This is a genomic window from Enterovibrio sp. FF113 (assembly GCF_041439165.1).
GTDB classification, from domain to species: domain Bacteria; phylum Pseudomonadota; class Gammaproteobacteria; order Enterobacterales; family Vibrionaceae; genus Enterovibrio; species Enterovibrio norvegicus_A.
Genome location: NZ_JBGONO010000024.1, coordinates 40,789 through 53,842 on the forward strand (window position 1 = coordinate 40,789; position 13,054 = coordinate 53,842).

4 protein-coding genes are annotated in these 13,054 nt (G+C 44.0%); all 4 read left to right on the forward strand.

All coding sequences use genetic code 11. The annotated features are described in order from the left end of the window. The first annotated feature begins 40 nt into the window (after positions 1 to 40). The 4 genes from ACED36_RS17825 to ACED36_RS17840 are packed head-to-tail and all read left to right on the forward strand — an operon-like array spanning position 41 to position 12,998. A complete protein-coding gene (locus ACED36_RS17825) occupies positions 41 to 9,964 on the forward strand; it encodes an amino acid adenylation domain-containing protein (RefSeq protein ID WP_371733629.1) in 9,924 nt (3,307 codons plus the stop codon). 2 nt (positions 9,965 to 9,966) lie between these two features. Beyond that, positions 9,967 to 11,220, forward strand: coding sequence for an MFS transporter (locus ACED36_RS17830; RefSeq protein ID WP_371733630.1), 1,254 nt, complete (start codon positions 9,967 to 9,969; stop codon positions 11,218 to 11,220). Between the two features lie 33 nt (positions 11,221 to 11,253). After that, a complete protein-coding gene (locus tag ACED36_RS17835) occupies positions 11,254 to 12,138 on the forward strand; it encodes a CPBP family intramembrane glutamic endopeptidase (RefSeq protein WP_016962258.1) in 885 nt (294 codons plus the stop codon). A gap of 11 nt (positions 12,139 to 12,149) precedes the next feature. Then, the gene (locus ACED36_RS17840) at positions 12,150 to 12,998 is read left to right on the forward strand and encodes a CPBP family intramembrane glutamic endopeptidase (RefSeq protein ID WP_016962257.1); all 849 of its coding nucleotides are present in this window, start codon (positions 12,150 to 12,152) and stop codon (positions 12,996 to 12,998) included. Positions 12,999 to 13,054: the final 56 nt, after the last annotated feature.

A 13,054-nucleotide genomic window follows, 5' to 3' on the forward strand; every position in this document is an offset into this window, starting at 1 on the left:
ACACCCTTCTAGGGCAAGCACACAAACAAGGACAATAGAAATGTCAGGGATTGACAAGAGCAATGTTTCAGCGATTTTACCGCTTCTGCCACTGCAGGAGGGCATGTTATTCCATCATATCGCCGAACCTGACAGCCAATTGTATTTCGAGCAGATCAGACTCAATATCAGCGGCGTGCTTGACACTAGAACGTTGCAATCCGCATGGGATAAAGTCGTCATGAACAATGACGCCTTACGCACTGTTTTTCGTTGGAAAGGCATCGACAACCCTGTTCAAGTTGTCCTTAAAAAACGTGAACTAAACGTAGACGTTTATGACAGCACTCTGGATCACCCCAGCCTACTTTCAACCCTTCGTAGCCCTAACAATATTTGCTTAGAGTCGACACCTATTCAGCTTTCTGTTCTAAAGCACAGTGAATCGAGCTACACCATCATCCTTTGCTTTCACCACATTATTTTAGACGGTTGGAGTAGCGCTCTACTATTGAAGTCGCTGTTGGATGTATATAAAACGCCAGATGCGACAATGCCACTAACAGCGAGCACCAGCGAGATTGTTGAGGGATGGAAGAAAACCGACTCAGATAAAGCGACGACTTGGTGGCGAGAAGCGGTGACATCGGCAAAAGTTAACCGACCTCTGCCTCGTAGCACGGAACTTACAGACGAAAGCAAAGCAGTACAAATTACCGAGAACAAAACCGTACTCACGCTGCCACAAAACACATTAGAAGCCATCAAAACGTTCAGCGAAAAACAATCAGTCAGTGCTGCAACCATTTTTCATGCCGTGTTTGCGCTCACACTGCGCTTTTACCAAAATCAAAAGAATCTGACCTTCGCAACAACCGTGTCTGGTCGTCACCTTTCCGTGCCCCATATTTCGCATACCGCAGGGTTATTCATTAATACTGTGCCTTTTTGTGCATCGCTCAATTTAGAACAGTCTTTTAACGATTGGGCGCACCACGTTCAAGGCTACCTTGCAGACATCAATGAGCATGGGGCATTCGCACTTAAAGATATCCACGGTTTAACATCACTGCCTCAAGAAGCTCGGATGTTTGATAGCTTATTAGTCGTCGAAAACTACCCCTTAGACACGACGATCGCTCAAGGCACCGGTTTTACGATTAACACTTTAGAAACAGACGAAGAAACAGATTTTGATCTCACGTTAGCAATCACACAACTTGAAGGATTTGAGTGTAACTTGATCACCAAAAAAGGGCGATTTGAGTCATCATTCAGTCACAGCTTCCTTGCGCATTTCTCATCAATTCTTGAACGTTCTCTACAGATATCAACCGCTCCCATGAAGTCGTTATCACTTCTTAGTGTGCAACCGTATACCCTCGCTCCCTCAAAACCTGAATATAAGAAAGATCTCATTTCTTTGTTTAAACAAACGGTTTTACGTTTCCCAGAGAAATCAGCGGTTTCATCAAATGACACCTCATTGACTTATCAGAAACTGGATAACATCAGCGACCAAATCGCCGCGTCTTTAGCAAATAAAGGGGTCGAAAAAGGAAGTATCGTCGCGCTGAGAACGCCACAGAATATCGACATGATTTGCGCCATATTTGGCATTTTGAAAGCAGGGGCGACTTACCTTCCTCTACTTCCAGATTTACCGGCAAAAAGATCTGAATTTATGCTGGAAGATACAAGTGCACACTGCTGCATTACTTCCGACGAGGACAAGTACACCTCAGCGATTCCAACGTATAAAATCTCAGAACTTATCGATGGAAGCCAACCTGCACCGAGTTTAGATCTCAACATAAACGATATTGCATATATTATTTACAGTTCTGGCTCGACAGGCATACCTAAAGGGATCTGCACACCACACGGCGCGGTATCGAGCTTCGTCACATCACCGACTTATGTTGATATTTCTCACAATGACAAAGTGTTGCAGCTATCATCCTATGGTTTTGATGGTTCGATTTTCGACATCTTCACAACCTTGTGTAACGGTGCGGAACTGGTCCTCGTTGATAAAGAGACACAAGAAGACCTTACCGCCCTTTCTCGCCACATTGAAACTGCTGAAATCTCGGTGTTTTTTGTCACTACAGCACTGTTTAACGCCTTGGTCGATGTCAATCTCAGCGCCCTCTCTCAAGTCAGAAAAATATTGTTCGGCGGTGAAAAAGTCTCAGTGCCTCACGTACGAAAGGCATTTCGTTCCATGGGGCCAGGCCGCCTTGTTCATGTATATGGCCCGACAGAAACGACCGTTTTTGCTACGGCTTATGCCGTGGATACCAGTGCACAAACAGCTGGCACCTTCCCTATCGGCAAAGCCATTAATACCACTGAAACCTACGTTATCGATATTGATGGACTCCCTTGTCTTCCCGGCGTCCCAGGCGAGCTATACATTGGTGGTGATGCACTGGCAAAAGGATACTTAAACCGTCCTGATCTCACATCTCGCCAATTTATCGTTTTACCTGGGTATCAAGGGCGCCTCTATCGCACTGGTGATGAAGTTATCGCATCACCTGATTCTACGTTGACATATGTGTGCAGACTCGATGCGCAAGTCAAGATTCGCGGTTTGCGCATCGAACTAGGCGAGATTCATACTCACCTTATTGATATAACGGGTGCTTCAGAAGCGTTTGTCTCAGTTGTTGGTAACGATGAAGGCAACGGCTCTATTATTGCTTACCTCTGTCAGTCAGAGCTATCTGACCAAAACGCCATTAGTCAGAAATTGGCTGAGTTTTTACCTCGCTACATGCTTCCTCAATCATATTTCCATTTAGACCGTTTACCTTTAACGGCGAACAACAAAGTAGACATTGAAGCACTGCCCACGCCTAACACGGAACAAAAAACAAGCCGCGCCCAGCCCGCCAGCGCGACAGAAGAAAAAATGCTTGAAATATGGAAGCGGATTTTGGCTCAACCAAATCTATCCGTAAACGATGACCTATTTCGCTTTGGCGCAAACTCGCTAGCCATTAGCAGAGCGTCAGCACAGATTCAGAAACACCTAAGCAAGCATCTCGATATTAAAACGCTTTTTGCTACACCTACAGTGCGCGAACAAAGTCGCCTTTTAGACAAAAAAGCAGATGAATCTGACGTTAGCGACATTCAGCCCGCCAATGACTTAACGGCATTCCCCGCCACGCCGATGCAAGAAGGCCTATTCACTCAATCTCAAATGTTGCCGGAAAGCACTGCATACAATATGCCTTTGGCTCTCAGATTAAGTGGCAATGTTTCACCTGATCATATTGAACAGTCTTTTAAAGGTGTCATGAAAAGGCATCCTATCCTCTGTTCTCGCTTTAAATACAACGCAAGCACACTATTTCAGGAAGTCGTCGAGCCAACAGTTCATGCTGAATGGTTTGATAGTGGCACTTTGTTATCAGATTGTTGGCGTTCATTTGTCAGGCCGTTTGATCTAACTACGGGGCCGTTGTTTCGCCTTGGGATTATTCCTGAGCAAACGAGTCATATTCTTCTCCTAGACATACACCACATTGCCAGTGATGGCGTGTCTCTCATTATTATTCTCAATGAGCTTTTAAAGGTGCTATCTGGCGAAGATGAGCAACTAGCCACGCCAGAGGTTTGTTTTGGTGATTATGCACATTGGTTAACGACCGAAAGCCAACAAAACAAGCTAAAAGAACAGGCTGAATTTTGGGAAAAAGAAATCAAGTCTTTACCGCCAAGACTTGATTTCATTACTGACCACCCTAGACCGGAAACGCCTTCATTTAAAGGCGCTCAGGTACGGATTTCACTTGGCAATACTGTATCCAATGAAATAGATGAACTCGCTAATGCCAGTTTCTCTGCAAACACGATCCTTTTTACCGCTTTCCACTTAGTACTGGCTAAATACAGTCAACAAATCGAATTTTCTTCATCCATTCTCTGCGCAGGAAGAACACAACATCAAACGGAAAATATGGTAGGAATGTTTAACAACTTTCTTCCTATTGCTTTCCATTGTGAACCTAACCAGAGCATTCAAGAGCTTCTTTGTGCACAGCACACACGTTTAATCAGTGTGTTGAACAACCAATCATACCCTTTTCACGAAATGGTTAATCAATGGGCAGACCAAGAGCCGGGTAGAAATCCAATTTTTGATAGCATGTTTATTTTCCACAACCAATTCGCTCAGGCTGAAACCATTGCGTTGAATGGGCTGACACTTGAGAATTTAAATGTTCCATCAAATAACGCCAAACTCGACATAAAGCTAGATATCTATCCGTCTGTTGATAACGGCTACCAAGCGATATTTGAATTCAGCACTGACCTTTTTGAAATACAAACGATTGAAGTAATGGCGAACCATTTTGAACATGTGGTTCGAAATATGCTCGCTAACCCACTGACGCTCGTCAATGACATTGCGCTCACTACAACGGATGAATCAAATTACATTTTGTCCGAGTTCAATGACACGCAAACAGCCAGCAGTTCACTTCTATCACTCAAAGAAAGGTTTGAAGATCTCGTTGAAGCTCAACCTGGCGCAATAGCCATTTCATCGAAAGACAGTGCACTCACCTGGGCGGCTTTTAACAGAAAAGTAAACCGTATGGCTCACTATCTTATTGAATCAGGTGTTGGGCCAGAATCCATTGTTGCCATTCAAATGCCTCGAAGCATAGATATGATGGTGACACTGTTCGCTATCACCAAGGCTGGCGGCGCTTGGCTCCCAATTAGTGTCGACAACCCGGAAAAAAGAACGCATTACATACTTGAGGATTGTGGAGCAAGTCTTCACCTCCATGGTGAGAAACCCGCCAACAATGCGCTTTGTCAGTCTGTTGATGTGACGACATTAGACACCTCTCGCTATAGCACCGACAACCCCAAAACGGCTCATTCACCGACGAATCTAGCATATGTGATTTACACCTCAGGCAGCACTGGTGAGCCTAAGGGTGTTCTGATTGAACACCATTCCTTGGTCAACCGACTTGAATGGATGCAGAAAAAGTACCCATTGTTTAAATCTGACATTGTTTTGCAAAAAACGCCCTACACATTTGATGTATCGGTTTGGGAACTCATTTGGTGGTCATTCACGGGGGCAAGCCTTCACCTTCTTGGCCACGGAGAAGAGAAGGAGCCATCAAAGATTCTTTCCGTCGTTGGGGAGCAGGGTATTACCTGCATGCATTTTGTTCCCTCGATGCTGTCTGCGTTTTTAACGGCTCTAACACCGAAAGACGCCAAGAAGATGAAGAACCTTAAGCAGGTTTTTGCAAGTGGAGAGGCGCTCACTTACCAACAAGCCCGTATGTTCCAAACCCAGCTTCAAGAAACCAATGGAACGAAACTTCACAATCTATATGGCCCTACAGAAGCCACAATCGACGTGTCCTACTTCGATTGTTCAGTTGCCAATTTGCCCAACCCGATTCCGATTGGAAAGCCTATTGATAACACCACATTACTTATTTTGGATCTTCATGGTCAGCCCTGCCCCATTGGTATTGCGGGCGAACTCTTTATTGGAGGGGTAAACCTTGCTCGCGGTTATCTCAACAAGAAGAAACTGACCGCTGAGCGATTTATAAACAACCCGTTTGGTGAGGGGCGTCTTTACAAAACAGGCGACAAGGCTCGCTGGAAACACTGCGGAAATATTGAATATTTAGGGAGACTAGATCAACAAATAAAAATCAGAGGCCAACGTATCGAAACAGGCGAAATTGAGCATGAGCTCGCTAAAGTCACGTCGGCTTGCCATGTCGGGACATACCTTGATAACAACGATGAAATATCGCTAGCCGCTTGGGTCGTTCCAATCGATGAAGAAAACGATCATATTTGCGCACAACTACGCCAACATGTTCTTGATGCATTACCGTCATACATGGTGCCTTCTATATTCGTTTTAATGAAAGACATGCCTTTAACGGCAAACGGTAAGCTGGATCGTAACGCGCTTCCAAAGCCCGAAGCAAAAACACGTTATTCTGCGCCACAAAATGATACAGAGCTTCGGTTAGCAAACATCGTAGAAGGCATTCTCAAGCGAGACAACGTTAGTCGAGATGATAATTTCTTCTTAATTGGCGGTCATTCTCTATCCGCAACACGACTAATGGCTAACATGCGTGAACAGTGGAACGTTGATCTTCCCCTGCGTGATATTTTTGCTTCCCCCCTTATTAAAGAGCTTGCGTTAATAATATCAAATAGCGCTCCATCCGCTTATTCAAACCCTGTTACAAAAACAGAAAACACCCATAAACCGTTGTCATTTGGGCAACATCGCATGTGGCTTATCGACAAAATCGACCATACAAAAGGTCGTTACAATATTCATACAAATTTGCACATCCAAGGCTCGATTGATTATCTGGCGCTTGAGAAAGCGATCAATATAACCATCATGCGCCATGAAATCATTAGAACGACCTACTCTTCTGATGGTCATTCGGTGAGTACTTCGGTATCCCAGAATGTGGACCTCGACATTGTGCATTTCGACCACCAGGAACTTTCTATAACCGAGAAAAAATCTGCATTAGCTTCGCTTACTCAAGAAATGAGTCATTTCCCATTCGATTTGAGCAAAGACTTGCTGCTGCGCGCTCATCTCATAAAGCAAGATGCCAACAATCATATTTTGCTACTCACCATGCACCACATTGCGTCTGATGGCTGGTCTCTTGGGGTACTAACTCATGAACTTAGTACCTTGTATCAAGACTTAACAAGCGGCAATTCCCCTTCCCTGCCCCCTATGGATATTCAATATTCAGACTATGCAACATGGCAGCGAGATTTTGAAAAAACAGACGCTTTTCAGCAGCAGAAACTTTTTTGGACGAGTGCGCTGGAAGGGCTCCCTGAATGCCACCAACTGCCGTTGGACTGCCATAGACCCGCGATTCAATCGTACAAAGGCGCTAGGACTACACAATACCTGAGTCCATCGTTAACAAGCGCACTTAAATCGCTCTCAATGGAGACAGGAACAACGCTATTCATGGTTTTTCAAACTGCATTTAGCCTGTTCCTCAGCAAATATTCTAACGAGTCTGACATTGTCATGGGAACGCCTATTGCTAATAGAGAGCAACCCGGCATTGATTCACTAATTGGTTTTTTCGTTAACACTCTGATTGTACGCTCGAACATCAATCAATCCGATTCTTTCGAAAACCAGCTACAACAGAATCGAAGTCACTTGCTTGCTGCGTATGCTCACCAACAGTATCCGTTCGAACAGCTTGTCGAGGAGTTGTCCCCAACACGTAACCTCAGCCATCATCCCCTGTTTCAAATCATGCTAGTTATGCAAAATCAGGATATTTCGATCCCGACTATCGCTGGCTTAGAGATTAAACCACTAGATGTCACTCCCAATACCGCTAAATTTGATCTCTTGCTAGACATTGCGGAAACCGAAGACAGCCTGAGACTCCACTGGGATTTCGACGCTGATCTGTTTACACGCGAAACCCTACAACAGATGACTACGCGCTTTGAGAATCTGTTGCACTCAATCGTCGCGCATCGCGAAAAACCTCAATGTTTACTGAGCCTTATTAGCCAAGAAGAACAAATAGAAATAGCGCATGAAGCAAGATCGTCGACAGTTTTGAGTCATCTTTCGACCGATACGATTGTGACGCGTTTTGAAGCCATGGCACTGAGGTATCCCGAGAATACGGCTATTTCGTATCAAGGGAACGAATGGAATTACCAATCCCTCAATGAACGCGCTAATCGACTTGCACACCTTTTAAAAGCCAGAGGTGCCAAGGAAGAAGTGAAAATAGTACTCGTCGCAGAACCTTGTTTCGAAATGCTAGTCGCCATTCTCGCCATCCTAAAAACAGGCGCGGCCTATGTACCCGTTGACCCAAACTCCCCACAAAAACGGGTGCAACATATTCTTTCTGATTGCGGCGCAACGATATTGGTCACAGCAACAAGTCACGATGTCTTGCCAGCAGAAAGTGGCGCGTTAAATCTATTTTCCGAAAACACGCAACAGGCACTTCAAAACCAGCCTACTACGTTTTGTTCTCAGGTTAGCCATAACAACTTGGCTTATATCATTTATACGTCTGGCTCTACCGGTATTCCGAAGGGTGTTCAGGTTGAACACCGCCAAGTTGTTCGACTTTTTGACACCACCGAGGCCAAATTTGGTTTTACTGACAACGATGTGTGGACGCTCTTCCATAGTTTTGCTTTCGATTTCTCCGTTTGGGAAATCTGGGGAGCATTGCTTCATGGTGGAAAACTAGTCGTTGTGCCACCGCTGGTAGCAAGATCTCCAAATGATTTTTGTCAGTTACTAAGCAAAGAAAAAGTCACCGTTCTCAACCAAACACCTAGCGCTTTCTATCAGCTTTCTGAAATGGAAAAGAAAACCAATCATCCACTGACACTGCGTTACGTGATTTTTGGTGGAGAGGCATTGACGTTTAGTGCACTTCAATCATGGATTGAAAGGCACCCTCTCAATCAAACGGCGTTAATCAACATGTACGGCATCACTGAAACGACCGTACACGTTACTTATAAGTCCTTAACCGCGTCAGACATTCACAATGCACACCGAAGCCTGATTGGACAGCCTATTGATGACCTCTATATCTATATCATGGGCGAGGCCAATACTATTCAGCCGGTCGGTATTGCTGGGGAAATGTACATAGGCGGTGCTGGCATTACCAGAGGCTATTTAAACAGGGATAGTTTGAACAGAGAGCGTTTTGTCGAAGACTCCTTTTCACCCGACCAGACACTTTATCGCTCAGGCGACATTGCGCGCAAATTGCCCAACGGAGAGATTGAATATCTCGGACGCGGAGACGAACAAGTAAAAGTTCGAGGTTTCCGCATCGAATTGGGCGAGATAGAACATCAATTGCAAGCCATCGACGATATTTCTGAAGCCGTTGTTGTTCCACATGGTCAGTCATTGGCTGCATTCGTCGTATCTTCATCATCAAGAACGCTGAATGAATACCGCGCCTTGCTTGAACAGCACCTCCCTAACTACATGATACCTTGCAGTGTGACAGAAATTGACCATATTCCCCTGACAACTAACGGAAAAACAAACAGAGAAGAACTTCTCAACCGACAAGCTCCCGTGATGACGGGGAGTAAGCATACAAATGCTCAAACCGATACAGAGCGAAAGTTACTCGACATATGGGAGACGCTGCTCGGTGCAACCCGTATTAGCGTCACAGACAATTTCTTTGATATTGGTGCTAACTCTTTATTGATCGTTCAGGCACACGCCAAGATTGAATCGACCTTTGCAGGCTCTATTCGAGTAACAGATCTATTCAACCACACCACAATTCGAAAACTTGGCCAGTTGATAGACGCCAACAATACCCACATTCAAATCCAACCAACACGGCTTCCAGATTCGTTCTTTTCACCAAGAACTGGGCGATCAATGGTCACACTAAAAGCGTCCTACGACATACACACATGGGCAAAATTCATTGCTGCTATGCAACGTTGCGACACCCCTGTTCTTCATGGGCAGGTAGCCATTTTTGCCTACCTCATTGCCCAAGTGAATAAATGCCACGATGTTAACTTTACCTTCGCTGCGAAAGATGGATTGATCTCGCCGTTCTCGATAGACCTGTCGAATGCAAAGTCAATTTCGGAAATGGTTGCCAGCACCCAAGCTACGTTGGTGGACGCAGAGAAGTCTCCAAACATCAGCACGTCCGGACATATTGACAATAAACACACTCAAATTATTGTTCGAAGCCAGGAAGATAGCCTAAAGCAAGACGTAGAGCAGCATTTTGATTTAATGCTCTCACTACCAGAAGGTGGTGGTGCAAATGAACTGAGGTTACACGTTAATACAGGCACGCTACGAAAAGACCAAATCAACACACTACTTGCTATGTACTTAAAGCTTTTTGCTTACGTTACCCACGAGCTAACGGAGTGAATATGATGCTAAGCAACAGAGTGATTGTAAGTGTGGGGCTTCTCTCTTCTCAAACCGCGACCGGAAGTTTGTCCTTTGCCATCAGTTTGTACCTGTTGGACATAACAAAATCCGTCTCTCTATTTTCGCTAGCTGTCGCACTGTCTTTTGTTCCTTCAGTGGTAATCAGTCTGCTTAGCGGGGTTTGGGTGGACCGATGGGCAAAGAAACGGGTAATTTGCCTTAGTGATCTCTTCACAGGGCTTTTTACCATTGGCTTTGTACTCACGGTAGATTGGAGTACTACGCTAAACGCGCTTCTTTTTTATATCGTCATCATTGCAGCTATTCAGTCTTTGCTAAACCTGAGCTTTAATGCTGCTCTTCCCGAACTATTTGCTGAACAAGAACTTCCTGCGGCAAATGGGCTCATCCAATCGGTAACAGCCGTTACACGCATTGTTGCGCCAATCACTGGCGCCTTACTTTATGGATATGTAGACCTCTTCACAATCTTCTGTTTATCGGGCGCAACATATTTCGCTTCATCCGCGATCCAGACACAACTTCAAATAAAGAAACAGGTCAATAAAACACCTGCTGATGAAATCAGTTATTTTTCTGCACAAAAAGAAGTGTTTTCATATATCAAGGAACATCGCTCCATTCGTTTTTTCTTACTTTATGAAGTTCTACTCAACAGTATCTACCTTCCATTTATTCTTGTCATGATGCCGTTTGTTACTTACCAAGTTTGGGGCGTTTCACCATTTCAACTGTCGCTGATTGAAGCATCCATTGCTATCGGTACTATTTTGGGCGCGGTAATAGCAAGCAGGACATGGATGCAAAAGCGACTAATACGCTACTTCTGTCTATTGCTGATACCACAATCAATGATACTTATGGTGTGGGGATACCCATTTTCTGAAGAAAACAACACCATAAACATAACCGCAGTATTCTCAGGACTGCTTTTAATCCTAGCGATCCTAAATACCATTCAAAACATACCTGTACTATCACAATTCCAACGAACGGTACCACAACACATGCTTGGCCGCCTTTTCGGGATATTTTTTGCATTCTTAAATCTGGCCGTTCCTGCAGGAGTTTGGATTTTAGGCAGCATGTTATCAAGAGAGAATTGGCAACAATTCATTATGTTTGGATCCGTCTTTATGATCGGAATATCTCTACTTGGAAATAAGAACAAAAGTTTTAGATCTTTTGTTAATGAAAACCTTAGCAATACCACCGTGAAAGTAACGGTATAAACATATTTAAAAACGTGAATCAAAAGGAACTGTATGAACAACCATATGGAAGCAGAAGCGGCGCCTAGAGACGTGCCGTCGGCGTTCAAAAAGATCTTGAGATCTGTCAGTTGGACTGCCGTACATTCAATTATATATTTCGGCGTACTCATACCGCTAATTATGCTTTGGTATAAGGTAATGGGAAACCACGCCCAATATGGTGAGTGGTTTAATAATAATGGCATTGTCATGATTGTCGTCAATGACATCATCCAGATAACCCTTTTTTACGGTTTCATCCGTATAGCGAAGAAGGAAAACCTGTTCAAGCGATGCAATTTTGTGCGTATTGAACCAACCAAAATATACTTAATCATAGCGCTTAGCTTAGCTGCTGCAGTCTTTACACATACGCTTTTCGCATTGCCCTACCTAAAGAGCAATTTTGGTGGGTATGAGTCCGTAATGGCATTTTTGGTCGATACGCCAAGCGGGTGGTCATTCTTACTTTTCTTATTAATTGGTTCTTTTTATAAGGAAATATTTTTCCGCGGTTTATTGTTCAACGAACTGCGCAGAGGGCTATACCTCCCAGTATGTTATTTGCTGCTTTGTGTCATCTATACCTACTACTTCGAACTCATGCGCGATGTTCCACTTATGCTATACGCAGCAGTGGGAACATGCTTATTCACGACGCTTTATCTCTGGACTCGTTCAATGTATTCAGCGGTCATCATGCAGGTGCTTTCCACCGGTGGTATTTACGTGCTGCGCCACAATGCCATGATTGAGCAATATCATAACGGTTACCACAACACCCTACTGGTCTTTACGTTCTCAATCATCATTTTCTGTTTATTCAAACTCCGTGCTCTTTGCCAAACCCCATCGGCATATGAACACGAAGATTTCAAAAAATACGCTAAACAATAAAGGTTATTACTATGAGTATGGATACTACAATTGCGTCGACACGCATGGAAGAAAAGACGCAAACAGCATGGGGGAAGGTTATTGGCCTAACCTTAGGCTATCTTGCGGTTTATGTTGGTTTGGGATACGCGCTGATATTCCTTTTATTCGATGTTTTACTCGATGTAAAACCTCTGCAAGAGGCATTCTACAATCTACCTCTTTTAACAGCACTGCTCTATTTTACTTTGTGTGTCATTCTTTCCGACTTATTCTTTCGAGTAAGAGGCAAGAGCCTCATTCAAGCTTGTCAGTTTAGAAAAATTGATAAAACCACCATATTCCTGACGGTTTTCGTTGCCGTTTGTATGTCTATATTCACAGTCACTGTCGTCAACTTTAGTAGTGTAAAAGCAACGCTTCCCGAGCTAGATAATTACATGGCTTGGATCATGGACAAAGAAGCTGCCCCACTATTCCTACTTTTCTCTTTGGCAATAATAGTGCCTTTCGTGGAAGAAATCGTTTTTCGCGGCGCCGTATACAATGACTTGAAAGATTACAGCAACATCACCGTTGCGATTCTTCTGCAAGCATTAGTTTATGCCGTGATGCAATTTGAGCTCATTGTTGGGATATATTCTTTTGTATCTTCCGTGTTCTACATCATGGTCTATATCTGGTTCCGCTCTCTGTGGGCATCAATTCTAATACAAGCATCAAGCCTAGTCTGCGTTATAAGCTGGAGACGCTTTGGACTCAAAGATCAACTTGTCACTTGGGGTGATGACATTATGTACCTCGTGGCGGCACTGGCATTCACATTAATGATTACTGGCTATTTTTTCCTATGGAAACACTACAAGCGTAAATATGCATAACATCTGGCTTTAAAAATAGCACTCCCCCTAGGATAAGTTGTCACTAAAGGTTTTAA